General features: G+C 67.3%; 23 protein-coding genes and 1 tRNA gene. 12 read left to right on the top strand and 12 right to left on the bottom strand.

Translation table 11 applies throughout. The features are described from left to right. Positions 1-1792: 1792 nt before the first annotated feature. A tRNA-Leu gene (locus tag Amac_RS08190) sits at positions 1793-1875 on the bottom strand. A 108-nt stretch (positions 1876-1983) separates the two neighbouring features. On the opposite strand from Amac_RS08190, the gene Amac_RS08185 reads away from it, so the two are divergent. The 7 genes from Amac_RS08185 (at position 1984) to pknB (ending at position 10559) form a co-directional block, all read left to right on the top strand. Continuing rightward, positions 1984-2724, top strand: coding sequence for an FHA domain-containing protein (locus tag Amac_RS08185; RefSeq protein ID WP_155340534.1), 741 nt, complete (start codon positions 1984-1986; stop codon positions 2722-2724). A gap of 17 nt (positions 2725-2741) precedes the next feature. Beyond that, the gene (locus tag Amac_RS08180; RefSeq protein ID WP_155348488.1) at positions 2742-3206 is read left to right on the top strand and encodes an FHA domain-containing protein FhaB/FipA; all 465 of its coding nucleotides are present in this window, start codon (positions 2742-2744) and stop codon (positions 3204-3206) included. Next, positions 3203-4468, top strand: a complete 1266-nt coding sequence (locus Amac_RS08175; RefSeq protein WP_155353696.1) for a Stp1/IreP family PP2C-type Ser/Thr phosphatase — start codon at positions 3203-3205, stop codon at positions 4466-4468. Before Amac_RS08180 ends, Amac_RS08175 begins: the two co-directional genes overlap by 4 nt. 32 nt (positions 4469-4500) lie before the next feature. Further along, complete coding sequence (locus Amac_RS08170) at positions 4501-5850, top strand: FtsW/RodA/SpoVE family cell cycle protein (RefSeq protein ID WP_155353720.1); 1350 nt, start codon at positions 4501-4503, stop codon at positions 5848-5850. Continuing rightward, entirely contained in the window at positions 5847-7307 is a 1461-nt protein-coding gene (locus Amac_RS08165) for a peptidoglycan D,D-transpeptidase FtsI family protein (RefSeq protein ID WP_155353695.1), read from the top strand. Before Amac_RS08170 ends, Amac_RS08165 begins: the two co-directional genes overlap by 4 nt. After that, positions 7304-8656 (top strand): serine/threonine-protein kinase, encoded by a 1353-nt coding sequence (locus tag Amac_RS08160; protein ID WP_155353694.1) that lies wholly within the window; start codon positions 7304-7306, stop codon positions 8654-8656. Before Amac_RS08165 ends, Amac_RS08160 begins: the two co-directional genes overlap by 4 nt. A 64-nt stretch (positions 8657-8720) precedes the next feature. Next, positions 8721-10559, top strand: a complete 1839-nt coding sequence (gene pknB, locus Amac_RS08155; RefSeq protein WP_155353693.1) for a Stk1 family PASTA domain-containing Ser/Thr kinase — start codon at positions 8721-8723, stop codon at positions 10557-10559. A gap of 120 nt (positions 10560-10679) precedes the next feature. Here pknB and Amac_RS08150 read toward each other — a convergent pair whose 3' ends face one another. Genes Amac_RS08150 through Amac_RS08145 form a run of 3 tightly spaced genes read right to left on the bottom strand, consistent with a single transcriptional unit; the run spans position 10680 to position 12054 of the window. Continuing rightward, the gene (locus tag Amac_RS08150) at positions 10680-11249 is read right to left on the bottom strand and encodes an anthranilate synthase component II (protein WP_155353692.1); all 570 of its coding nucleotides are present in this window, start codon (positions 11247-11249) and stop codon (positions 10680-10682) included. A gap of 13 nt (positions 11250-11262) precedes the next feature. Beyond that, a complete protein-coding gene (locus tag Amac_RS53550; protein WP_170322382.1) occupies positions 11263-11418 on the bottom strand; it encodes a hypothetical protein in 156 nt (51 codons plus the stop codon). Between the two features lie 12 nt (positions 11419-11430). Next, the gene (locus tag Amac_RS08145) at positions 11431-12054 is read right to left on the bottom strand and encodes a class E sortase (protein WP_155353691.1); all 624 of its coding nucleotides are present in this window, start codon (positions 12052-12054) and stop codon (positions 11431-11433) included. Positions 12055-12305: 251 nt separating this feature from the next. Between Amac_RS08145 and Amac_RS08140 the strand changes: the two genes are divergently transcribed. Beyond that, positions 12306-12554: a cell division protein CrgA gene (locus Amac_RS08140; protein WP_155353690.1), complete on the top strand. Its 249-nt coding sequence runs from the start codon at positions 12306-12308 to the stop codon at positions 12552-12554. Between the two features lie 70 nt (positions 12555-12624). On the opposite strand, the gene Amac_RS08135 is transcribed toward Amac_RS08140, so the two are convergent. Together Amac_RS08135 and Amac_RS08130 are read right to left on the bottom strand one after the other, a co-directional pair. Beyond that, positions 12625-13506, bottom strand: coding sequence for a rhomboid family intramembrane serine protease (locus Amac_RS08135; protein WP_155353689.1), 882 nt, complete (start codon positions 13504-13506; stop codon positions 12625-12627). Between the two features lie 92 nt (positions 13507-13598). Beyond that, on the bottom strand, positions 13599-14129 hold the full coding sequence (locus tag Amac_RS08130; protein ID WP_155353688.1) for a peptidylprolyl isomerase: 531 nt from the start codon (positions 14127-14129) through the stop codon (positions 13599-13601). 259 nt (positions 14130-14388) lie between these two features. On the opposite strand from Amac_RS08130, the gene Amac_RS08125 reads away from it, so the two are divergent. Further along, the gene (locus tag Amac_RS08125) at positions 14389-14778 is read left to right on the top strand and encodes a hypothetical protein (RefSeq protein WP_155353687.1); all 390 of its coding nucleotides are present in this window, start codon (positions 14389-14391) and stop codon (positions 14776-14778) included. A gap of 389 nt (positions 14779-15167) precedes the next feature. On the opposite strand, the gene Amac_RS08120 is transcribed toward Amac_RS08125, so the two are convergent. Then, complete coding sequence (locus tag Amac_RS08120) at positions 15168-15641, bottom strand: hypothetical protein (RefSeq protein WP_155353686.1); 474 nt, start codon at positions 15639-15641, stop codon at positions 15168-15170. A 92-nt stretch (positions 15642-15733) separates the two neighbouring features. On the opposite strand from Amac_RS08120, the gene Amac_RS08115 reads away from it, so the two are divergent. The 3 genes from Amac_RS08115 (at position 15734) to Amac_RS08105 (ending at position 18754) form a co-directional block, all read left to right on the top strand. After that, a complete protein-coding gene (locus tag Amac_RS08115) occupies positions 15734-16432 on the top strand; it encodes a response regulator transcription factor (protein ID WP_246268142.1) in 699 nt (232 codons plus the stop codon). Positions 16433-17058: 626 nt separating this feature from the next. Then, positions 17059-18258 (top strand): sensor histidine kinase, encoded by a 1200-nt coding sequence (locus Amac_RS08110; RefSeq protein ID WP_170322381.1) that lies wholly within the window; start codon positions 17059-17061, stop codon positions 18256-18258. Between the two features lie 70 nt (positions 18259-18328). Then, on the top strand, positions 18329-18754 hold the full coding sequence (locus Amac_RS08105; RefSeq protein WP_155353684.1) for a Rieske (2Fe-2S) protein: 426 nt from the start codon (positions 18329-18331) through the stop codon (positions 18752-18754). 405 nt (positions 18755-19159) lie between these two features. Here the strand turns inward: Amac_RS08105 and Amac_RS08100 are convergent, their stop codons facing one another. Genes Amac_RS08100 through Amac_RS08080 form a run of 5 tightly spaced genes read right to left on the bottom strand, consistent with a single transcriptional unit; the run spans position 19160 to position 23764 of the window. Then, the gene (locus Amac_RS08100; RefSeq protein WP_218040935.1) at positions 19160-20245 is read right to left on the bottom strand and encodes a branched-chain amino acid ABC transporter permease; all 1086 of its coding nucleotides are present in this window, start codon (positions 20243-20245) and stop codon (positions 19160-19162) included. Then, on the bottom strand, positions 20242-21129 hold the full coding sequence (locus Amac_RS08095) for a branched-chain amino acid ABC transporter permease (RefSeq protein WP_155353683.1): 888 nt from the start codon (positions 21127-21129) through the stop codon (positions 20242-20244). Before Amac_RS08095 ends, Amac_RS08100 begins: the two co-directional genes overlap by 4 nt. Continuing rightward, positions 21126-21830 (bottom strand): ABC transporter ATP-binding protein, encoded by a 705-nt coding sequence (locus tag Amac_RS08090; RefSeq protein ID WP_155353682.1) that lies wholly within the window; start codon positions 21828-21830, stop codon positions 21126-21128. Before Amac_RS08090 ends, Amac_RS08095 begins: the two co-directional genes overlap by 4 nt. Then, positions 21827-22573: an ABC transporter ATP-binding protein gene (locus tag Amac_RS08085; protein ID WP_246268141.1), complete on the bottom strand. Its 747-nt coding sequence runs from the start codon at positions 22571-22573 to the stop codon at positions 21827-21829. Before Amac_RS08085 ends, Amac_RS08090 begins: the two co-directional genes overlap by 4 nt. 3 nt (positions 22574-22576) lie before the next feature. Beyond that, positions 22577-23764 carry a substrate-binding domain-containing protein gene (locus Amac_RS08080; protein ID WP_155353681.1) on the bottom strand — a complete coding sequence of 396 codons (1188 nt, stop codon included), beginning with the start codon at positions 23762-23764 and terminating at the stop codon, positions 22577-22579. Between the last annotated feature and the right edge of the window lie 28 nt (positions 23765-23792).

Here is a 23792-nt window from a genome sequence, read left to right as displayed (position 1 = left end):
CTTTGGGACGCTCGCGCTCGGCCCCATCGACCTCCGGCCTCGGGAACGGCATGGCCAGCCTCCGGCCTCGGGAACGGCACAGCAAGACCACATTCCAACGCGACCCACAAACCAAGGGCGGGGGCAGACGACCTCCGGGGACAGACGGCCTCCGGGGGACAGCCGAACCCCGCAGCTCAGCCCCCCACCAACCGAGGGCGGGCCGAACCCCGCAGGCTCAACGCCACCACAACTGAGGGCGGGCAGCCCCAGCTCAGCCCTCGCCAACCGAGGGCGGGCCGAACCCCGCAGGCTCAACGCCACCACAACTGAGGGCGGGGAGCCCCAGCTCAGCCCTCGCCAATCGAGGGTGGGCCGTATCCCGCGGCTCGGTGCCACCACAACCGACGGCAGGCCGAGCCCCGGGGCTTCGGCCCACCCAAACCCCGGGGCTCGGCCCCACAGACGTTGGTCGTAACGCGGTCGCGTAAGAGGGAGGACGCTTGACGAGTTCCTGTGTCATCACACTGCGCATCGCGGCACCGAGATACTGCAGCGGACCGTAAAGCTTCGGATATTTCGGTATTCCAGTCAGTTCAAGCGCAGGGTTACCACCGGATCGCCAGCGCACCGAAGCGCATCGTCAGCCAGTCGCGCCTGCGCGAGGAGGCCACACAGCCGTCCAGCCACCGCGACCCGGCATGCTAACTACCCTGGTACCGTGCTGGCACAAGCCCCGGTGTTGCCTCTGCTTAGCATGCAGCCGGGGCACAGCCATGTCTGGCGGGGTTCGCCCGATCTCCCGGCAACCCAGCGCCCTCCGCTGCACCGCCAACTCCTCCCCACCCGACCAATCCGGGTTCAGGCGTGCGACGAAGTCCAGATGAAGGGACATTCCATCCCGCCACTCAAGACCCAGGGCAAAGAAGTACCCGCAAGCGACTGGCTAGTCGTTTGAAAGTGAGATCAACAAAATCACCAGAGGCTCCACCGGCAACACCCGGAAGACCCCGAGGGCTTCAAACCAGCCCACCCACCCACTACCTTGATCGGTACTCCCACCAAAGGAGGGCTCCCGTGCCCCCACCCCGGCCCTTCACCACACCGGCAACACTCCCGGGGTTCCGCACGACCACCGACCTCAGACCCGGCACCGGAGCCACGATCACCAAACCCAGCCACACAACAGCGGCAACCAACACCAGGGCAACCAACCCTGGGGGGATAGTCACGGCAACCAACCCTGGGGACGTAATCACAGCGGCCAACCCTGGGGACGTAATCACGGCGGCCAGCCCTGAGAACGCCCAACAGAATGAGCATGTGGCCGGGTCACTTACCGCTATCCCGCGCCGCTCACGCAAGTGGGGGTTCTCGCCACACCGGCGCCAACAACCTCAAGCGCAACCCGCCACTTGCTGCAAGAACAAAGCCGGGACAACCACCCCAGAAAACGAACCCACGGCAACAAACCCTGAACCCAAAACCATGACAGCCACCCACAACAGCAAAATCGGGGCAACCAACCCCAAGAACGAAACCCCAGCAACCAACCCTGGACCCAAATCCGAGGCAACTACCTGCCACGCCGAAACTGGGGCAACCAACCGTGGAAACCGAACCGCGGCAACCAACCCTAGGATCGAAACCGGGAAACCCAATCGTGAAAACGAAACCAGGGCAACCAACCCTGGGGGCGTGGGGGGCTTCGCCCCCCACATCGGGGGGTTCGGGGGGTCGTCCCCCCGTGTAACAAAGAACGACCCCGGGGGAAGGAAGCGCCAGCTTCCGACCAGCCAGGGTCAGTCGTTCGTGGGCAAGGGGGGAGTTGAACCCCCACGTCCTTTCGGACACACGGACCTGAACCGTGCGCGTCTGCCATTCCGCCACTTGCCCGTTGCGGATGCCCCCGTCTCCAGGTGCTGTGAAAGGTTAGCACGGAACCGCCAGTGCTACTGAACCCGGATACGATCCCTGTAGACGATGGAGGAAGGGAGGTAACCGGTGGGAGTCCTTCAGCGCTTCGAGCGGAGGCTCGAAGGCTTGGTTGAAGGCGCCTTTGCACGCGCGTTCAAGTCCGACCTTCAACCGGTCGAGGTCGCCAGTGCCGTTCAGCGAGAGATGGACGAGCGGGCCGCGATCGTCGCTCAGGGCCGCACGCTCGTGCCGAACGACTTCGTGGTGGAACTGTCCACGACCGACAGCGAACGGCTGGAGGTATATGCGGACAGCATCAGTCACGAGCTGGCCAACCTCGCCAGGGAGTATGCCAAGGAGCAGGGGTATTCGTTCGTGGGCCCGGTCCGGGTGCGGTTCGAGACGGCCGACGACCTCGCGGTCGGGCTGTTCCGGATCCGTTCGGGTGTGATCCGGGGCGCGACGGTGGAGCAGGACGAGATCCGCCAGCCGGTGAGCGATGTGCCCGCCGGCCGGTCGAGCGCGTTCGGCGGCCATCCCCGGCTGCTGGTTTCCACCCAGGACGACCCGCAGGGCCAGCGGTCCTACGAGTTGACGACACCGGTCACACTGCTCGGTCGTGGTACCGATTGTGATCTACGGCTGGTGGATCCGGGCGTATCGCGGCATCATGCCGAGCTACGGGTCGAAGGTCAGCTGGTCGTCCTGGTTGATCTTGGCTCCACGAACGGCACCTTCGTCAACGGGCAACCGGTCCGCAGGATCGAGATGCAGGACGGGACGAGGGTGACACTAGGTCGCACGACTCTGGTGTTCAGGCGCGATTAGAGGTAGACAAACGGTCCATGTCCGAGCTCACGCTGCTGCTGATCCGGCTCGCCTTCCTGGCGGTGCTCTGGTTCTTTGTCATTGCCGCGGTCGGTGTGATCCGGACAGACTTGTTCGGTCCACGCACGGCTCCGGCTACGGCACGGAAGCCACCCAAACCGGCTAAACCGGTGTCGAAGCCCAAGAGGGGGGAACCTCGTCAAATGGTCGTCGTCGGCGGCCCCCTGCAAGGGACCATCATCAACCTCACGGAGACGCCAATCACCATCGGCCGGGCGACTGACGCCACGCTCGTCCTCAGCGACGACTACGCTTCGAGCCGGCACGCCCGGCTCTTCCCCCAGGACGGCCAGTGGATCGTGGAAGACCTCGGTTCGACCAACGGCACGTACCTCGACCGTTCCAAAGTGACCCGCCCGATGCCGGTGCCCCTCGGAACTCCGATTCGCATCGGCAAGACCGTCATCGAATTGCGCAAATGACAATCGCACTCCGCTACGCCGCCCGCTCGGACGTCGGCCTCCTCCGCGAAGGGAACGAGGACTCGGCGTACGCTAGCGGCCGCCTGCTTGCCGTCGCCGACGGCATGGGCGGGCATGCTCACGGCGAGGTGGCCAGCTCGGTCGCCATCGCCGCACTGTCGTCCTTGGACAAGGACGCCTACGGGAGTGATCTGCTCGGCACGATCGAGGCAGCGGTCCGTGACGCCAACCATCAGCTGCATTCGATGGTCGCCCGCGATCCGAGCCTCAAGGGCATGGGTACCACGCTCACCGCGATGTTGTGGAACGGCACCAGGTTCGCGCTCGTCCATGTGGGCGACTCGCGGGCCTACCTGTTGCGCAGCGGCGAGCTCTACCAGATCACCCACGACCATACGCTCGTGCAGTCGCTGGTGGATGACGGCCGGATCACCCAGGAAGAGGCCGCCAACCACCCGCAACGCTCGATCCTGCTGCGCGCCCTCGACGGCAGCGGTGAGGTCGACCCCGACCTGCAGGACCGGGAAGCCCAGCTGGGCGACCGTTACCTGCTGTGCTCGGACGGCCTGTCCACCGTCGTGAGCGCCGAGACCCTGCACCACACGCTGTCGACGATCGATGATCCCGACGATGTGGTGCGCCAGCTCATCGACCTCGCGAACCGGGGCGGCGGGCCGGACAACATCACCTGCGTGGTGGCCGACGTCATGGAGATCGATGACGTGCAGCCGCACAACCACGCCGCGGCGGTGGTGGGCGCCGCCGGTTCCGGCCGGGTGCGCTCCGCGCCGCCGGACACCCCGGCTGGTCGCGCCGCGACCGTGACCGCGCCGCAACCGGTGATCATCGACTTGGACGGCGAACCGGCGCCGGAGGCCCTGGCCTCCGGCCGCCGGGCCCGGAAACGACGATCGTGGCCGGTTCTGGTCAGTCTGCTGGTTGTTCTCGCCGCCGCGCTCGGGCTCGGCGGCTATTACGGTTATCAGTGGACTCAACAGCAGTTCTACGTCGGCGCGGAAGGCGACAAACTGGTCGTCTTCCAGGGTGTCAACGCCGACCTGGGCATCGTGTCGCTCAAGCACATCGTGCACGACCCCAAACTGTCGGTCTCCGCGCTGCCTCCGGTGGAGCAGGCCCGGGTCCGCGGCACCATCCCTGTCGACAGCCTGGAAGCCGGAAAGGAACGGATCTTGACGCTGCAGGGCACCGTCAAGACCCCGGAACCGTCCGCGTCGCCCTCCCCGACGGAGTCGGGTAAGTGACCGCGGCGGCGGTCGAGGTCGCGCCCGTCCCCATGACCGCGAAGCGGCGGGGGGCGCAGCTCGCGATGCTCGCCTTCGCCATTGCCGTCGTGATGGGCGCGTATGCGAGCGTCGGTCTGGGCCTGGACGGGAAGATCCCCGCCGGCATGCTGACCTACGGCCTTGGCCTCGGCGCCTTGATGGTCGCCGCCTACCTGGTGCTGGCCAGGTTCGCCCCGTGGGCCGACCCCCTGCTGCTCCCGCTGGTGACGCTGATCAACGGGATCGGCCTGGTGATCATCTACCGGATCGAGCAGACCGGCCAGGCCGGCGCCTCGGCCACCAACCAGCTGTTCTGGACGGCGCTCGGCGTGGTCATGTTCTCCGCGACTCTGATCGTGTTGAAGGACCACCGCGCCTTGCAGCGCCTCACGTACACGATGGGCTTTGTCGGCCTGGGGCTGCTGGTGCTCCCGCTGGTGCCGTTCATCGGCAAGGAGATCAACGGCGCCCGGATCTGGATCGGCGTCGGCGGTTTCACCATCCAGCCCGCCGAGTTCGCCAAGCTCGCGCTGGTGGTGTTCTTCGCCGGTTACCTGGTCGCCAAACGGGACGTGCTGGCGCTGGCCGGGCGGCGGCTGCTCTTCATCGATCTGCCCCGGGCCCGTGACCTCGGCCCGGTCCTGATCACCTGGGGCTTCAGCCTGGCCGTGCTGATCCTGCAGAAGGACCTGGGCAGCTCGCTGCTGCTGTTCGGCACGTTCATCGTGATGCTCTACATCGCCACCCAGCGCACTTCGTGGGTGCTCATCGGCGTGCTGCTCTTCCTCGGCGGCGCGATCCTGGCCGGGCAGCTCTTCGACCATGTGGCGGCCCGGTTCGAGGTGTATCTCAATCCCGAGTCCCAGGCACTCTACGACCGCGAGTTCGGCGGCAGCTACCAGCTCATGCAGGGCCTGTTCGCTCTCGGCTCCGGCGGCATCCTGGGCACCGGCCTCGGCGAGGGCCACCCCAAACTGATCCCGCTGTCGTTCTCGGACTTCATCTTCACCGCCGCCGGCGAGGAGCTCGGCCTAACCGGCCTCATGGCGCTGCTGATGGTGTACGCGCTGATCGTCGAGCGCGGCCTGCGCACCGCGATCGCGGCCAGGGACCCGTTCTCCAAGCTGCTGGCGGGCGGCCTGTCCTTCATCTTGGCCTGGCAGGTGTTCATCATCGTCGGCGGCGTCACCAACCTGATCCCGCTGACCGGCCTGGTGACACCGTTCATGTCGGCGGGCGGTTCCGCCCTGCTGGCTAACTGGATCCTTATCGCCCTGCTGGTACGCATGTCAGACGCGGCCCGCAGGCCGCCGCCCCAGGCCATCCAGGACGAGGGAATGACACAGGTGTTCCAGCGATGAACGGTACTCTGAAGCGCGCCTCCCTGGCCTGCCTGCTGATGTTCGGCCTGCTGATGCTCAACGTGAACTACCTGGGCGCGGTCAAGGCGGAGGACTACCGCACCGACTCGCGCAACCAGCGCGCGTTCTTCGCCCGGTACAGCGTCGACCGGGGCTGGATCACCGCCGACGACGGCAAGACGACGCTGGCCAAGACGGTGGACGTCGGCGGCGACTACCGCTTCGAGCGGCAGTACCCGAACGGCAAGATGTATGCCCACATTCTCGGCTTCTTCGCGCCGGAGAGCTCCCGCGGGATCGAACTGGCGGCCGGCAAGTATCTCGACGGCAGCCACCCGGACCTGCTGGTCCGGCGCGCGATCGACTTCATCAGCAACGAGCCCCCGAAGGGCGCCAGCGTCGATCTGACGATCGTCCCCAAGGCGCAGGAGGTCGCGTACAACGCGCTGCGGGCCAGTGGCAAGCGCGGTGCGATCGTGGCGATGAATCCGCAGACGGGCGCCGTCCAGGTGATGGTGTCGCTGCCGACCTACGACCCGAACACCATCGTGGTGCCGAACAAGGCGACGGCCGCGAAGGCGTACAACAAGCTGGACGCCGATGAGCAGGACCCGCTGCTGAACCGGGCCACCGAGAAGACCTACCCGCCGGGTTCGACGTTCAAGGTGGTGACCACGGCCGAGATCCTGGAGAACGACCCCAGCGTCACCCCGGAGACGCAGGTGGCCGCGCCGCAGGTGCTGGACCTGCCGCAGACCACGGTCGGCCTGCCCAACTACGGCGGCGCCGCCTGCGGCGGCGGCCAGGTCTCGCTGCGGTACGCGCTGGAGCGCTCGTGCAACACGCCGTTCGCCAAGCTCGGCATGGAGCTGGGCTGGGACAAGATGCGCGAGCAGGCCGCCAAGTTCGGCATGGGCGAGCCGATCCCGTTCACGCTGCCGGTGGCCAAGAGCGACATCGGCCCGGAGGAGGAGCTGGCGGCCCTCGCCCAGCTCTCCATCGGCCAGCGCAACAACCAGATGACGCCGCTGCAGATGCTGCTGGTCGCGGCCGGCATCGGCAACGGCGGCGAGGTCATGAAGCCGTACCTGATCAACAAGATCGTCGGCCCGGACGGCGGGGTGCTGGACGAGACCAAGCCTGACACGATGACGGAGGCGGTCAGCCCCGAGGTGGCCGCCAAGCTGAAGGACATGATGGTCTCGGTCGTGCAGGCCGGCACCGCGACCTCCGCGCAGATCCCGGGCGTGAGCGTCGCCGGGAAGACCGGCACCGCCGAGCACGGGGACAATCCCGCGCCGCACGCCTGGTTCATCGGCTTCGCCCCGGCCGACAACCCCGAGGTCGCGGTCTGCGTCTTCATCGAGTCCGGCAGCGCCGGCACCGACGCCACCGGCGGCCACACGGCCGCACCGCTGGCCAGGGACGTGATGCAGGCGGTGCTGCAGGCGAAATGAGCCATCCGCTGCTCGGTAATCGTTACCGGCTCACCGCCCGTATCGCCGCCGGGGGGATGGGCGAGGTGTGGCGCGCCACCGACGAGCTGCTGCACCGCGAGGTGGCGGTGAAGCTCCTGCGGGCGCACGTGGCCACCGACCCCGCGTTCCGGGAGCGGTTCCGCAGCGAGGCCCGGTTCACCGCGGGTCTGACGGATGCCGCGATCGCCCAGGTCTTCGACTACGGCGAGGAGGACGACACCGCCTACCTGGTGATGGAGCTGGTGCACGGCGAGCCGCTGTCGGCGATCCTGGCCAGGAACGGGCGGCTCAGCGCGGAGGTCACGCTGGACGTGATCGCGCAGGCCGCGCGGGGCCTGAACGTGGCGCACCGGGCGGGCATCATCCACCGGGACATCAAGCCGGGCAACATGCTGATCACCGACACCGGCATGGTGAAGATCACCGATTTCGGCATCGCCCGGGCGCTGGAGGCGGCGCCGGTGACCCAGACCGGGACCGTGCTGGGCACCGCGCAGTACGTGAGCCCCGAGCAGGCCTCCGGCACCACGCTCACCCCCGCCACCGACATCTACTCGCTGGGCGTGGTGGCCTACGAGTGCCTGGCCGGCCGGCCGCCGTTCACGGCCGAGACGCAGGTGGCCATCGCGCTGCACCATCTCAACGATCCGCCGCCGCCGCTGCCGGACAGCGTGCCGCCGCCGCTGCGCGGCCTGGTGGCCGCGATGCTCGCGAAGGATCCGGCGATGCGGCCGGCCAGCGCCCGGGAGCTCGGCGACCGGGCGCTCGTGCTGCGTGACTCCCTCGCCGGGGGCGGCAGCCAGGCGCTGAGCACGCTCACCGATCCGTCCGGATTCCCGGTGACCGGCGGCATGACCCGGGTCGGCTCGCCGCCGTCCGGCGGCCCCGGCACCCGTACGGCTCCCGCGCTGCCGCCCAAGCCACCGCCGCGCCGGAGGTCGCCCCTCCTAGCGTTCACCCTCGCGGGTGTTGCCTTGGCCCTTGGTCTGGGCACTGTTGCCATCATGGAATTGCGGGATCCGGGCAGACCGGCGAATGAGGGCAAACCTACGCAGGTCATCCCGGTTTCACAGGTGCCCACGCCCAAGAAATCACCGTCACCGAAGGCGTCGAAGCCCACGCCAACGGTGCCGTCGGCCCGTCCGACACCGCCCCCGTCGGCTACCGTTAGCACGACGGCGACTCCTACGCCAAGTCCGTCGCCGTCTCCGTCCCCGACTCCAACCCCGACCGCGACGCCGAGCGAGACTCTGACGCCAAGTGAGACTCCACCAACCCCCTCAATTACCCCAAGCGCCTCGACCCTCTCCAATGAGGAGACGCCATGACGTACGGGGTCGATGATGGACACCGGCGGCACCCCAAGATGAACGGCAAGGGACAGTGCAGGAAATGACTCAGCCACGACTACTCGGCGGTCGATACGAACTCGACGGCGTCGTCGGGCGTGGCGGCATGGCCGAGGTGTATCGCGCCCGGGACATCCGGCTGGACCGCATCGTCGCGATCAAAACGCTCCGCTCGGATCTGGCCAGGGATCACACCTTTCAAGCGCGGTTCCGGCGTGAGGCGCAGTCGGCCGCGTCCCTGAACCATCCGGCGGTCGTCGCGGTGTATGACACCGGCGAGGACATGACGGACGGGACGCCAGTGCCGTACATCGTGATGGAGTATGTCGACGGGCGGACGCTGCGCGATCTGCTGCGCGCCGACCGGCGGCTGCTGCCGGAGCGGGCGGCGGAGCTGGTGGACGGCATCCTGCGGGCGCTGGACTACAGCCACCGCGGCGGGATCGTGCACCGGGACATCAAACCGGCCAACATCATGGTGACCCGCAACGGCGAGGTCAAGGTGATGGACTTCGGCATCGCCCGGGCCATGGCCGACTCGGCCGCCACGATGACCCAGACCGCGCAGGTGATCGGCACCGCGCAGTACCTGTCGCCGGAGCAGGCGCGGGGCGAGCGGGTGGACGCGCGCAGCGACATCTACTCGACCGGGTGCGTGCTCTACGAGCTGCTGACCGGCCAGCCGCCGTTCACCGGGGACTCGCCGGTGGCGATCGCCTACCAGCACGTGCGCGAGGATCCGATCCCGCCGTCCCGGATCGATCCGGAGATTCCCCGCTGGTGCGACGCGATCGTGCTGAAGGCGATGGCCAAGGATCCGGTGCAGCGCTACCAGAGCGCGGCCGAGATGCGCGCCGACCTGCAGCGCGCGGTCCAGGGCATGCCGATGGACCCGCAGACGATGGCGCTCGCCAACAACTACGGGCAGTATGCGGGGGCCGACCGCACCCGGTCGATGACCGCCGCGGGCGGCCCGCCCACCCAGGGCACCCGCAGCATCCAGCCGTATGAGTACGGCCCGGAGGAGCGCGGCGGCGGCAGCCGCAGCGACCGGCACCGGGACCGGGGCGGCAACACCGCGCTCAAGACGGCCGCCTGGATCCTCATCCCGCTGCTGATCATCGGCGCGTTCATCGGCGTGGGATACATGTTCCTGAGCTCGCCCAACCAGCCGACGGTGAGCGACCAGGTCGAGATCCCGATCGTGGAGGACCAGACCGAGGCGGAGGCCACGAAGCTGCTCACCGAGGCGGGCTTCAAGGTCACCCCGGAGCAGGTGTTCAGCTCCGACGTCAAGAAGGGCCGCGCGATCACCACCGATCCTCCGCCTGGCACCAAGCTGGCGAAGGGCGAGGCGGTCGTCCTCAAGGTCTCCAAGGGTGTCGAGACGGTTTTGGTGCCCGATGTGACCGGCAAGACCAAGGATGAGGCCACGGCCATGCTCCAGGACGCGGGCTTCTCGGTGACGTTCGGCTACAAGAACTCCTCCGCCGAGCAGGGCAAGGTCATCGAGACCAAGCCGGCGGCGGGCGCCGAGGCGCCGAAGGAGAGCAAGGTCCGGATCATCCTGCCGACCGAGCTGGTGGAGCTGCCGAGCGTGGTCGGCATCACCATCGAGGACGCCAGGACCACGCTGGAGCAGGCCGGCTTCAGGGTGAAGGAAGTGGAGCAGGCGAGCGACGTGGTGATCGCGGGTCAGGTCATCGACCAGTCCCCGGCGGCCGGGAGCAAGCACCCGCCGGGCCGGACGATCACGCTGATCGTGTCGAGCGGCCCGTCCAACGACTTCCCGACCGACCCGCCGACCGAGGATCCGAACGAGGTCCCGACCGACACCCCGACGGACGGCGAAGTGGACATCGGCGTCGATCCGAACCAATGATCGTCCAGGGCCTTCCCCTCCGGGGGGAGGCCCTGTTTTTTGGCGTGAAAAGAGGGTTTCCGCCACTCGGGGGCGATGGCGGAAACCCTCACCCAGATGTCGTCTCGCGGTCGGCTGGTGTTACATGATTTGAGCGAGCCAGTTTCCGAATAGTCGATGGCCGTGTTCGGACAGGACCGACTCGGGGTGGAACTGCACGCCTTCGATGGGTTCCGTGCGGTGGCGCAGGCCCATGATGACGCCGTCCGGCGTGGTCGCGGTCACGTCGAGGTCGATGGGGACGGTGCCGGGTTCGACGGCCAGCGAGTGGTAGCGGGTCATCGTGACCGGGGTGGGCACGCCGCGGAAGACCCCGCGCCCGTCGTGCTGGATCCTGCTGGTACGCCCATGCATGAGCTCCGGCGCCCGGCCGACCTTCGCGCCGTACGCGATGGCGATGGCCTGGTGGCCGAGGCAGACGCCGAGCAGCGGGAGGTGGCGGGCGGCGCAGTGGTGGACCAGCGGCACGCTGACTCCGGCGGCTTCCGGGGTGCCGGGTCCCGGCGAGACGAGCACGCCGTCGAAGCCGTCGGCGTCGGCGGTGGAGACGACGTCGCGGGGCCGGACGTCGCAGTGGGCGCCCAGTTCGCGCAGGTACTGCACGATCGTGTGCACGAAACTGTCGTGGTTGTCCACGACGAGGACGCGCATGGCGACTTGCTCCTTACCCGACGGTGACCCGGTCCAGCGGAATGTGGTGTTCCGCCCAAGGGAACACGACATACCAGAGTAGGGCGGTGATGACAGCGATCAGCACCAGGGTGGCGCAGAGCCGGAGCGTGGTGCCGCCGGGAAGCTTTCGCCAGATAAATCCGTACATGTCAGCTTTCGGTTAGGTACGGCGTTCGTGGGTGGCGTTGAGCACGCCGTACACGATCAGGCGTTGCCGGGCCGAGTATTCGGGGTGGCAGGTGGAGAGGGTGAGCAGGGCCTGTTTGGGGCGTTTGCCGGGGTGTTCCGGGACGGGCTCGATCACGTCGACCTGGGTGGGGTAGACGATCTTCTTGCTGGTGACCCGGTAGGTGTAGCGGGCCTCGCGGGCGTCGATGATCACCTCGTCGCCGGGGCGGAGCTCGCCGATGCGGTTGAACGGGGCCGCGTACGTGGTGCGGTGGCCCGAAACCACGAAATTTCCTACTTCGCCGGGGAGGGCGGTGCCGGGGTAGTGCCCAGGGCCCTGGCGCAGGTGTTCGGCGTCGATGCCCTCGACGATGGCGTACTTGTAGTCCACCCCCAACCGGGGGATGCGGATCATCGCCAGCGCCCGGCCCAGCTCGATGCTGTCGAGCTTGCCGTCCCCTGTGATCGTGGTCTCCTGCGTCAGTTCGCGCTGGAGCATCTCCTGGTGCTGCTCGGTGTAGGCCGTGGTCCCCCACAGCAGATACGCGCAGAACATCAGCAGGACCAGGCCGAGGGTGATGCTGACCTCACCGAACGTCCGGAGCACCGCCCGCACCGCACACCCCCTCCTGTGACGATGCTCCACGCTACGACCGGCGGCGCCGCGGAGCCCGCCCGCCGGGCCCGCGTTTGGCGCATTGTTTGCATTTCATCGCCAGGGACCTGATCCCCGTCAACAGGATCGAACCTGCTCGGAATGGCCCTGACGACGGGCGGCGACTATTCTTACTCCGGACTTCGCTCGCCAGCGACTACGCTTACTGACAAACCCGCAAGACAGCGCGGGTGACCACCAGGAGACTTCCCGTGCCCAAGTCCAACGTACGCAAGAAGGCCGTCTACACGCCGCCGCAGAAGACCTCATCGGTCAAGGTCAGCCCGCGCTGGCTGGCGCCCGTGATGGTGGCGTCGTGGATCCTCGGCATCGGCTGGATCGCCGCGTACTACATCGTCAGCAACACCGGACCGGTCTTCGGGCCGCTCGGAAACTGGAACCTGCTCATCGGGTTCGCCCTGATCATCTTCGGTGTGGTGCTCTCCACGAAGTGGCGCTAGTCCGTCCGGGCGTTCCGGGCTGGAACTTTCCACAGGCTTTATCCACAGCCTGGGGAAACAGCCCGGAACCCTAGCCGAACCTGCGTTCTATCTCCGCGATCAGCGCGTACGGATCGCCGAGGACCACGGCCGCCACCAGGACGGCCAGGATCACCAGGGCGCCGGCCAGCTGGATCGTGTTCCTGTTTTTCTCGGGTGCGTACGCGAAGACGGCCGACACCAGGACGCCGACGACCAGGCCGCCCAGGTGGCCCTGCCAGCTGATCCCCGGAATCAGGAACGTGAGCACCACGTTGATGCCGATCAGCCAGACCACGCCCCTGGCGTCGTAGCCGAGCCGCCGCGAGACCACGAACAGCGCCCCGAACAGGCCGTAGATCGCGCCGGACGCGCCGACCGACGGGTAGATGCTGAACAGGAAGACGGCCACCGAGCCGCCCAGCGCCGACAGCAGGTAGAGCGCCGCGAACCGCACATGGCCGAGCCGCCGCTCCAACTCGGGGCCGATCGCCCACAGCGCCCACATGTTGAAGAGGATGTGGGTGATCGCGAACGTGCCGGTCGGGCGCAGGTGCAGGAACGCGCCGGTGAGCAGCCGCCACCACTCGCCCTGCTCGATGTCGCCGGGCGAGGTGTTGAACTCGCTGACGAAGTCGCCGCCCAGCACGATCTCCCCGAAGTAGGCGACCACGTTGATGATCAGCAGCGTCCAGGTCACCCGGGGCACGCTCACCGCGGCGCCGCCGAACACCGCCTTCGCCTGCCGGACGCCCTTGTTCCCGTCCCGCACGCACTCCACGCACTGGAAGCCGACGGCGGCGTCACGCATGCAGTCGGGGCAGATCGGGCGGTCACAGCGCTGGCAGCGGACGTAGGTCTCTCGTTCGGGGTGCCGGTAGCAGGTGGGGACCGCTTCGGCACCCGGTTGCATCGAGGGTGGCTGGGTGGTCATGGGGTCCTTCCAAAGGGGTCTATCCACAGACTGCCACACGAAGACGCCGCCCTGGCCGCGAGATCAGCGGCCAGGGCGGCGTTCAGCGTGGGTCAGGAACGTTCGATGGTGACCGATTCGATCACGACGTCCTTGAGCGGCCGGTCCCGGCTGTCTGTCTCGGTACGGGCGATCTCGTCCACCACGTCGGTGCCCTCGATCACCTCGCCGAAGATGGTGTGACCCTGGTTCAGGTGCGGCGTGAGGCCGACCGTGATGAAGAACTGCGAGCCGTTGGTGCCCCGGCCGAGGCGCTTGCCCGCGTTGGCCATGGCCATCAGGTACTTGCGGTTGAAGATGTTCTCGGTGTGGATCTCGTCGTCGAAGTCGTAGCCCGGGCCCCCGATGCCCAGGCCCAGCGGGTCGCCTCCCTGGATCATGAATCCGCCGATGACCCGGTGGAAGATCGTTCCATCGTAGAGGCGGGCGGTGGTCTTGGCGCCGGTCTCCGGGTGGGTCCACTCCCGGGTGCCCTCGGCGAGCTCGACGAAGTTGCGCACGGTCTTGGGCGCGTGGTTCGGGAAGAGTTTGACGCGAATCGTGCCATGGTTGGTGCGCAGATTCGCGACGAGGTTCTCAGCCATGTGAAGCCGCCCCCTTGGTCGGTGATTGTTCCGGTCTCGGTGTTCATTCTCCGATGACAGGGTATCGAGGCTCCCGGCGGAGCCCGGCCAGGATTGAGGGCTAGTCAGGCGGGAAGGGGACGCAACGGGGCCCCAACCACAGGGGAGGTTTGCCGTGTCCCTAAATCTCAGAAGACGCCGCGTCGAAATGGTGATACCAACGACGTGGTCGGGCCGCATGAAGGCCCAGGCCGTGCGGGCAGCCGACAGGGTCGGCCCGATGGCCAGCAGCGCCCGCGAGGGCGCGTACCACCGTTTGGAAGACGCCCGTTTCTGGGCTGCACCCAAGCTAGACCATGCGGCCCACTCGGTCGAGGATCAACTCGCGCCACGCCTGAGCATGTTGCTCGCGCAGGCGGCGCGTCGGGTGGATCCGACACCGATGAAGGCGAAGTCACGCTCCTGGCCGACAATGATCCTTTTCGCAGGGCTTGCGGTGGGAGCGGCTGGGTTCGTGATGTATCGCAGGAATGCCCAGCATTGGGCGGAAGTGATGAAGAGCAGCGCGGACGAGGCGAAGAGCAAGGCCGGCGAGACAGCTGAATCCATGGGTTCCATGGGCGAAAAGCTGAACAAGCGGACTGACGAGGTCCCCGGCAAAAAGCCGTAGACCTCTATCTCCAGGTACGGCCGGTTGGATACCGGCCGTACCTTGATGTTGCACAAGGGCGGTCGCCCATCTTCGGGCACGGCTCCGACGTTCTACCAGCCCCTGCCGGGTAGGCCGTCGCCCAGCTTCAGACACGACTCCGACGTTCTACCAATCCTTGCCGGGTAGGCCGTCGCCCAGCTTCAGACACGACTCCGACGTTCTACCAATCCTTGCCGAGTAGACCATCGCCCATCTGCAGGCACGGCCAGGTCAGCCATACCTTGATGTTGCACAGGCGCTTGCCGGGCGGGCGGTCGCCATGGCCAAGCCCCTTTTGGCGCCGGTGCGGTGGGAAGCGGCTCAGGCGTAAACGGCGCCGGATAACGGCGAGGAACCTGGCGGGCTGGCTACTTTGTGGGGGCTTCGGCCGGTTTCGCGCAGATCGAGGCGTGGGTTATCGCGTCGGGGGGTGGCGGGGGGAGTTCGGTCGTGCCGTCTTCGTTTGTTGGGGCGGCCTTGCCGCTTATGTGTACGGCGCCAGCCTCGGTGGTCACGGTGAATTGGGGGGATCCGTCCGGTGCGTTTGGGGCGCCGGAGGGGACGGTCAAGGCCACCGAGTCGGGAAGGGCACCTGGTGCGGCATCGCCGGGCTGGGCGGGGATCGCCGGGATGGCGGGGACGGCGTCGACCTCTTCGCCGTTGACGAAGACCCTTCCGTCCTTGAGCTGCATGACTACGATCTTGCCTTCGCCCTTGGCTGCGCCGCAGACGGCGGTGGAGGTCGAGTCGGGGGTGGGTTCGTCGGCGTTGGCGGCGCCGGTGAGGGTGGTGGCGAGGGCGATCGCCAGGGCGCTCACGATGAGCACGCGTTTCGGGCGCATGCGGACTCCTTCTGATTGGGTGGGTCCACATTCGCGGGTCGTACCTGAAATGGAGCTTAAGGCGCCTGAAGTGATCTTCAGGCTGACTTTAGGTGGGTTCGGGCACGCTGAAGCGCATGCGCGTGCTGTTGGTGGAAGATGAGCGGCGGCTGGCCGACCTGATGAAGACCGGGCTGGCCGAGGAGGGCTTCGCCGTTGATATCGCCAACGATGGCGTAGAAGGTCTCTGGCTGGCCGGTGAGAATGCCTATGACGCGATCGTGCTGGATGTGATGTTGCCGCGTCTCAATGGGTACGCCGTGTGCCGGCAACTCCGCGATGCGGAGAACTGGACGCCCATCATGATGCTCACCGCCAAGGACGGCGAATACGACGAAGCCGAAGCCCTCGATACCGGGGCTGACGACTTCCTCTCCAAGCCCTTTTCGTACGTCGTGCTCCTGGCGCGGCTTCGTGCCCTGATCCGCCGGGGAGGCCGAGAACGCCCGGCTGCTCTGACGGTCGGGGATCTGGTTGTGGATCCCGCGAGCCTCACGTGCCGCCGGGGGGAGACCACAATTCCGCTCACCCCGAAGGAGTTCGCCGTGCTGCACGCACTCGCGCGCCGACCAGGGGAAGTCGTCTCGAAAGCGGAACTCCTCGCTCAAGCCTGGGATTTCGCCTATGACGGTGACCCCAGCATCATCGAGGTGTATGTCAGCGCACTTCGCCGCAAAATCGACGCACCCTTCGGACGTACCACCCTGACGACGGTCAGAGGCGCCGGATACCGGCTGGAGGCAGGCCGATGAAGAGGCTGATCAAGGGGCGGTCAGCGAAAGAGCTGGTCCCACGATGGGCGGCGAGAAAGCTAGTCCCACAGCAGTCGGCGAAAGAGCTGGTCAGCGGGCCGGCGAAGAGGCCAGTGCCACGGCGGTCGGTGAACTGGCCAGTCCCACGATGGCCGGTGAAAGAGCTGGTCCCACGATGGGCGGCGAGAAAGTTAGTCCCACGGCGGTCGGCGAAAGGGCTGGTCAGCGGGCCGGCGAAGAGGCCAGTGCCACGGCGGTCGGTGAAGTGGCCAGTCCCACGATGGCCGGTGAAAGGGCTGATTCCACGGCGGTCAGCGAAAGAGCTGGTCCGAGGGTGGTCGGCGAAAGGGCTGGTTGGGGGGTGGTCGTTGCGGGTTCGGGCGACTGTGGTGGCGACCTTGGTGGTTGCGGTGGCGCTGGCGGGGGCGGCGTCTGTGCTGAATGGGGTGTTGCGGGGGAGTTTGGAGAGGAGCGCGACTGACCTGGCTGCGAAGCGGGTGACCAGTGCGGCGGGGCATATAGGTGTGGCCGCAGCTCCAGCGTTGCCTCTCTCCGGCGTGACGGGACCTTCCACCACAATCACCACGCCTGGGGAGGGACCTCTCAGTGCGGTACTCGATCCGGACGTGCAGGTTCTGCCGGCGGGGACGCCGGGCAAGGCGTGGGCCGAAGAGGGTTACGTCGTTGTCGCGGAGACGGTGGCGACCAAGTCCGGGATGCTGGTGATCCACGGGAGAGCCTCGCTGGAGCCCGCCGAACGCGCCCTGACCGCCCTTCGGACACTGCTGATCTTCGGAATTCCGGCCCTGTTGATCCTGGTAGCGGTGCTGACCTGGCTCTTCATGAGCAAAGCCCTGGTTCCCGTATCCGGAATTACCGCCAAACTCGCCGACATAACGGCACGCGACCTGCACCAACGAGTTCCGGTGCCGAGCGGCCGCGACGAGATCAACGCCCTAGCCTGTACGGTCAACGCCACGCTTGACCGTCTGGAAACCGCGGTCGGACACCACAAACGATTCGTCGCCGATGCCGCGCACGAGCTGCGAAGCCCGATAGCCACCCTGCGTACCCGCCTTGAACTGGGCGAACGCGCCGCACCCGAGCTGGCCCGCGAATCCCTGACCGATGTGGCCCGGCTCCAGACCCTGGCCGCCGACCTATTGCTCCTGGCCCGCCTGGACGCCGGCGAACCCTTGCGCACCCAAGAGGTCGACCTGGGCCAGTTGGCCACAGAAGAGACCCTTCGCCTCAAGTCGGCACTCGCGACCGAACCGACGGCCACACCCGGCCAGCCAACCGCAGAAGAGACCCTCCACCGCAGGTCGGCACTCGCGACCGAACCGATGGCCGCACCCGGTCAATCAGCCATGGAAGAGGCCCTCCGCCGTGGACCGTATCGCCGAGATCGAGGACGCGCAGAAGCCGCGGGCCAACCAGCCGCAGAAGAGATCATCCGCCCACCGATCCCGATATTTCTGGATATAGCGCCCGATGTGCTCGTTAACGCCTCCCCCGCGCACCTCACCCGTGTGATCACCAATCTCCTCAGCAATGCCCTCCGTCACGCCGAATCGTCGATCACCGTGCGTCTCACCCCTGACGCCACCCTCGACATCATCGACGACGGCCCCGGCATCCCCCCGGAACACCGCGAATCCATTTTTGACCGATTCACCCGCCTCGATGAGGCCCGCGATCGCGACGCCGGTGGCGCCGGGCTCGGCCTGGCGATCGCCCGCGACATCGCCCACGCCCACGGCGGCACCCTCACCGTCGCCGACACCCCGGAGACCACTCTGCGCCTTCGCCTCAAACCACTATGAACCACATCATCCCGGCGTCCGTTCACCGGTACGGGGGCATCCGTGTTCGTGCGATCAGAAGGGCACTTCCATGGAGGAACCGGGAACTTCCCGCCGCAAGTTCATCTTCCGCAGCCTTACCGGCGGTCTCACCGCCGCGCTCACTTCAGCCGTCGCGCTCGTCAGACCCGCGACCGCCGACACCGAAACCGAAGCCGCGCAGGGCGCCTTCCTGGCCAAGACCAAGAACATCCCGCTCCGCGGCGGAAAGATCATCAAAGTCAAGAGTGCCAGATACGTGGTAACCCAGCCCAGCAAGGGCGTCTTCCGCTGCTTCACCGCCAAGTGCACCCACCAGGGCTGCACCGTCGCCAGCGTCAGCGGCCGTACCATCAACTGCCCCTGCCACGGCAGCAAGTTCGCCATCACCGACGGCCACGTCGTCCAAGGCCCCGCCACCAAGTCCCTCCCCAAGAAGCGAATCACCGTCAAGAAGGGCTCAATCCGCCTCGCATAACCGCCCCGCGCGTCGTTGCCGGACGGGTTCGGCGTGCCGGATCCGTCCAGGGGCGGCAACAGGGCAGGACTCCGAACCATCTGGATCAACCGCCAGGCCTCACCCAACCTGGGTCATACTGCCTACCACGTCGTTCCGCGGACCGAAGACGCTGTTCAGTTGCTTCGGACCATCTGAATCCGCGTGCCTGGGCAGCCGCAGGCGCCCCAGGCCCCAGGGCTCGCTCGTCGGCCTCCTGCGCATGCCTGACTAGCCAGTCGGCCGTGGACCAGCGAATGAGGTGATCGCCCGGTTCGACCGGGCGGTGTCTGCCTGATGGAAAGCAGCCTGCAAGCCGCCGGCGACGGCACATCCTGCCGTGTGACCAGGAGCGGGTATCTGCCGTACCCGCCGGTAAAGAGAAGATCACCGGCGAAGCTTCGCGACGCGGCGCCGCGCTTTCTGGAAATCGCCGGGCGGAGTGGTATCCGTTCTACCGAAGGATTTCCGTGGCCGCAGCGCGGAGAGTCCTCCTGGTGCGAAGTAGACCAGCAGGATGAACACGATTCCCAGCAGCAGCAAGGGTTGTGACAGGAGGCCGGCCAGCCATCCCGGGGTGCCAGGCGAGACCGAGACCGCACCGGAGACGGCGGTGAGGCGCTGGTCGAGGTAGGTGTAGACGACGGCGCCGAGCACTGGTCCCCAGCGGGTCCCTGGCCCGCCGATCACGACCATGACCAGCAGGGTAAGGGTGAATGCGGTCGAGGCGACGTGCGGTGACACCCCTCCGGTGGTCAGCACGTAGACGATGCCGCCGGCTGCGGCCAGCACACCGGACAGGGTGAATACGGAAAGCTTGACCACGTAAGAGTTCAGGCCGAGAACGGAGACGCGGCGGGTGTCGTCGCGGACGCCAGTGATGATCCGCCCGGCTGGTGAGGCCATGAGGAGCCAGACGACGGCCACGGCGGCGCACACGTAGGCCAAAGCGAGCCAGTACAGGTTGGCGGTGTTGGTGACACCGGTCAGCCAGGCGGGAAGACCGGGACCGTTGAGGACGAGGCCTTCGTCGCCGCCGGTGAGACCAGCGGGGTTGAGGGTGATGGTGAGGGTTCCGGCCTGGGCGAAGGCGAGGGTGACCATGGCGAAGCCGATGCCATCGGTGTGCAGGGCGATCGCCCCGAGCACCACGGCGAGCAGTGTTCCCGCACAGAGTGCGGCTGCCGCGGCTTGCCACAGTGGCCATCCGGCGCGCACGAGCACGCAGGTGGGGTAGGCGCCCGCGGCGAAGTACAGGGCATGGCCGAACGACATCAAGCCGGTACGGCCGAATTGCAGGTCGTAGCTTTGCACCACCCCGGCGAAGATCAAGCACATGGCCAGCAGTTGCAGCGTTCCCGGCTGGGCGAACGGCCCGTCGAAAAGCACCGGGATATCGACCGCGGAGAACGGGAGGATCGCCAGGACGGCCGCTACGGCAACAGGCCAGGCGCGGTGCAGCAGGGATTTCACGCGGTTTTCCCTCCGGCCAGACCCTGTGGACGGACCAGCACCACCGCAGCCAGCAAAGCGATGACGCACAAGTCGCCTGCCCCGGCGGCGGCGTAGTAGTTGACGAACTGCTGCAGCAGGCCCACGACGGTTGCGGCGACGGCGGTCCCGGTGATGGATCCTTTGCCGCCGATGATGACGACGCCAATGGCGAAGATGAGCAGCGCCGCGCCTTGGGACGGGTCGATGGCACCGAAGTAGATGCCGCCGAGTGCGCCGCCGAGCGCTGCGGCGGCACCGCCGATGGCGAACACGACCGTGAACGCGGTCCGCACATTGACACCGAGGGCGATCACCATTTCCCGGTCCTGCACCCCGGCACGCACGATCAGGCCGATGCGGGTGTGCCGCAGAAACAGCGTCAGCCCGATCAGGACAGTGGCGGCGGCGGCGATGAGGATGAGGCTGTGATTGGGAACGGCCATCCCGGCTATGGTGCTGACGGTGGCGGTCCAGGCCGGTTTGGGAAAGGTCAGCGGTTGGGTGCCCCACACGATTTGCAGCAGCGCGACACCGGCCAGCGACAGACCTACGGTGATGAGGATCTGCTCGAAGGTGCGCTGGTACAGCGGCCGGATCATGGTCACCTCGACCACGGTGGCCGCCAGCGCCCCAGCAGCCGTGCCGGCAACGACGGCTATAGCGATGTCCCGGGTGGACGGGTGGCTGCCACCAAGGCTTGTCGCCGTCACCCAGGCGGTGTACGCGCCTACGGATACCAGCAGGCCGTGGGCGAGGTTGAGGACATCAGCCAGTCCGAAGACGAGGGTCAGGCCGCTGGCGGCCAGAAAGTACAAGGCCGCCAGCCCCAGGCCGGTAACGGCGAGCAGCACGATGGTAGTCATGGTCGGCGGGCCGCCACGCCCAGCAGGGTTCGGGTCAGTTGCGCATCGTGCAGGAGCGCACGCGTGTTCCCGGTCCAGGCCAGACGGCCAGCGTTGACAACCACCGCGCCGTGGGCCAGTTCGGACACCACCTGCAGGTTCTGTTCCACCAGCAGGACCGGAACGGTTCGCGCCACGGCCGCCAGCGCGGCAGTGACCGTGGTGACCACGGCGGGGGAAAGTCCTTTGGTCGGCTCGTCGATGACCAGCAGCCGGTTGTCGTTGAGCAGCGCGCGAGCCAGCGACACCATCTGCTGCTGGCCACCGGACAGAGTGCCGGCGCGCTGTTTGCCACGTTGCGCCAGATCCGGGAACAGGGTGTAGACGCGGTCGTAGTCGGGCCGGTCCCGTTCGGCCAGGCGCAGATTCTCGGCCACCGTCAGGTCGGGAAACACGCGCCGGTCTTCAGGCACATAGCCGATGCCCATGCGCACCAAGGCATGTGTGGGCATGTTCGCCACCTCCTGGCCGGCGAAACAGACGCTTCCAGAGCTGCGGAGCTGGCCGAGAATCGCGCGCAAGGTGGTGGTCTTCCCGGCACCGTCGCGGCCGAGGATGACGGTGGTGCCATGGCCTGCGACGTCGAAACTGATGCCATGGAGCAACTGCAGGCTGCCAGCGCGCACGGACAGGCCACGCACCTGCAGCAAGGATCCGGTCATGTGGCAGCCCCGAGATACGCGCGCTGGACGGCCGGATCGGCCATCACCTCGGCGGTGCTGCCGTAGGCCAGCAGGGCCCCTTGGTGCATGACCGCGACCCGCGTGGACAGTCCAAGCAGGACGTCGAGGTCGTGTTCGACCATGAGAACGGCGCGCCCGCTGTCGCCGGCGGCCAGGTCGGCGATGACCTCGGTGAGGCTGTCGATGTCGGCGGTCGCGACGCCGGCCAGCGGTTCATCCAGCAGCAGCACGGCGGGAGCCGCCGCCAGCAGCATCGCGATCTCCAGTTTGCGCTTGTCGCCGTGTGACAGCAGACCGGCTGGACGGGTCGCGAGCATCGACAACCCCACGTCGCTGAGCACGTGCAGGATCCGGTCGTCGCTGGTGCGGCGCAGGGACCTCAGGCCGCCGGCCGCGGCCTGCAACGCCAGCTGCACGTTGGCGTGCACGGTCATCGAGGCGAAGATGGCCGAGGCTTGAAAGGAGCGGCCCAGCCCCAGCCGGGCCCGGCGGTGTGGCGCGAGACCGGTGATGTCACGCCCCGCCAGCATGATCCTTCCGGCTACGGGTTTGTACAGGCCGGTGAGCAGATTGAACAGCGACGTCTTCCCGGCGCCGTTGGGGCCGATCACCCCGACGAACTCACCCGCCGCCACGTCCAGACTGACGTCGTCGACAATGGACATACCGCCGACCGACCAGGACAGCTGACGCATGCTCAGAAGCGGTGCGGTGCCGGTCACGTGTCAGCCTTTCATCGCGGTGACGGGCGGGGCGCATTCCTGCGCCGACAGGGTTTTGAGGATCCGCGCGGTGTACGCCTGCGCCGTGCCGGTGAGTTTGACCTGGAACGCGGGCTGAAGCAGCGCGTGGTCGGCCGCTCGGACCGTCAAGTTGCCGGCGACGCTGTCGAACGACCACCCCTCCAGGCTGGCGATCATTTTCTCCGGGTCGTCGCCACCGCCCTGTTCGATGGCCCGCACCAGCATGAGCGCGAGGTTGAACCCGTCCGGCCCGAACACTCCGCCCGGAGTGTTGCCCTGTGCGGCCTGGAGCGCCGTGGCGGCGGGATTGTCGGCGGCGCCGTCGACCCAGTGCGCCACAAAGGAAATCTCTGCGCCAGCGGGCCCGAACGCCGGCCAGGTCTGCGGTGCGTCGAGCCCGGTCACCACTGTGGTGGCGGACAGCACGTCTTGCTGCTGCAGTGACTGCCACATCGCGGTGGCTGTCGTGCCGGCCCACGCGACGAACAGCAGATCCGGCTTGGTCTCTTTGGCTTTGATGGCGAACGGGGTGAATTCGGTGGTGGCTTCAGGCACCAGAACACTGCCGACCGTGGCACCGGAGGCGCCCATCACCGCTTTGACAGCGGCGAGGTTGCCCTGGCCGAACGTGTTGTCCTGAGCGAAGACCACCACGTTCTTGCCGGCGGCTGCCGAAAGGTAGGACTGGGCTGAAGCAATGTCCTGGAACGTCTGCCGGCCCGTACGGAAGGTGTACCGGTTCACTCCAGTGATCGCATCCGCAGCCGCAGGACCGGACAAGTTGAGGATCTTGTTCTGTGCGGCCACCGTGGCGACCTGCAGTGCGGTGGCCGACGACGTCGATCCGCCAATGATTTTGACACCTTTACCGGCCAGGTCTTTGACTGCGGCGACCGCCTTGGCCGGGTCGCCGCCGTCGTCGACTTGGGTGACCTCGATCATGCGGTCACCGACCTTGCCCGTGCCCTTCGTGGCGTACTGCAGGCCGGCCTCGAAGCCCTGCAAATACTGCTGCCCGTACGCGGCGAGCGGCCCGGACGTGGTGGAGATCAGCCCGAACTTGACCGGCGCATCGGGCTGCGGTGCGGAGTCCGGGCTCGTGCATCCCGCTGCCACGGCGAGCAGGGCGGCCACGGCCGCCATCCGGCCCGGCAAATAGGTGCGGCTCATATGATGTCCAGCCCCTTCCGAAAGCTAC

The organism is Acrocarpospora macrocephala, assembly GCF_009687865.1.
GTDB lineage: Bacteria > Actinomycetota > Actinomycetes > Streptosporangiales > Streptosporangiaceae > Acrocarpospora > Acrocarpospora macrocephala.
The sequence above is the reverse complement of the archived record's forward strand: the minus strand, read 5'-3'. Positions and strand labels throughout refer to the sequence as shown.

What these genes read in the sequence shown, in the direction of transcription:
- Amac_RS08105 (WP_155353684.1), top strand. Translation starts at nt 18,329, where the DNA reads ATGGAGGAACCGGGAACTTCCCGCCGCAAGTTCATCTTCCGCAGCCTT.
- Amac_RS08090 (WP_155353682.1), bottom strand. Translation starts at nt 21,830, where the DNA reads ATGACCGGATCCTTGCTGCAGGTGCGTGGCCTGTCCGTGCGCGCTGGC.
- Amac_RS08175 (WP_155353696.1), top strand. Translation starts at nt 3,203, where the DNA reads ATGACAATCGCACTCCGCTACGCCGCCCGCTCGGACGTCGGCCTCCTC.
- Amac_RS53550 (WP_170322382.1), bottom strand. Translation starts at nt 11,418, where the DNA reads ATGTACGGATTTATCTGGCGAAAGCTTCCCGGCGGCACCACGCTCCGG.
- Amac_RS08095 (WP_155353683.1), bottom strand. Translation starts at nt 21,129, where the DNA reads ATGACTACCATCGTGCTGCTCGCCGTTACCGGCCTGGGGCTGGCGGCC.
- Amac_RS08150 (WP_155353692.1), bottom strand. Translation starts at nt 11,249, where the DNA reads ATGCGCGTCCTCGTCGTGGACAACCACGACAGTTTCGTGCACACGATC.
- Amac_RS08165 (WP_155353695.1), top strand. Translation starts at nt 5,847, where the DNA reads ATGAACGGTACTCTGAAGCGCGCCTCCCTGGCCTGCCTGCTGATGTTC.
- Amac_RS08080 (WP_155353681.1), bottom strand. Translation starts at nt 23,764, where the DNA reads ATGAGCCGCACCTATTTGCCGGGCCGGATGGCGGCCGTGGCCGCCCTG.
- Amac_RS08135 (WP_155353689.1), bottom strand. Translation starts at nt 13,506, where the DNA reads ATGACCACCCAGCCACCCTCGATGCAACCGGGTGCCGAAGCGGTCCCC.
- Amac_RS08130 (WP_155353688.1), bottom strand. Translation starts at nt 14,129, where the DNA reads ATGGCTGAGAACCTCGTCGCGAATCTGCGCACCAACCATGGCACGATT.
- Amac_RS08170 (WP_155353720.1), top strand. Translation starts at nt 4,501, where the DNA reads ATGACCGCGAAGCGGCGGGGGGCGCAGCTCGCGATGCTCGCCTTCGCC.
- Amac_RS08120 (WP_155353686.1), bottom strand. Translation starts at nt 15,641, where the DNA reads ATGCGCCCGAAACGCGTGCTCATCGTGAGCGCCCTGGCGATCGCCCTC.
- pknB (WP_155353693.1), top strand. Translation starts at nt 8,721, where the DNA reads ATGACTCAGCCACGACTACTCGGCGGTCGATACGAACTCGACGGCGTC.
- Amac_RS08125 (WP_155353687.1), top strand. Translation starts at nt 14,389, where the DNA reads ATGGCCAGCAGCGCCCGCGAGGGCGCGTACCACCGTTTGGAAGACGCC.
- Amac_RS08180 (WP_155348488.1), top strand. Translation starts at nt 2,742, where the DNA reads ATGTCCGAGCTCACGCTGCTGCTGATCCGGCTCGCCTTCCTGGCGGTG.
- Amac_RS08160 (WP_155353694.1), top strand. Translation starts at nt 7,304, where the DNA reads ATGAGCCATCCGCTGCTCGGTAATCGTTACCGGCTCACCGCCCGTATC.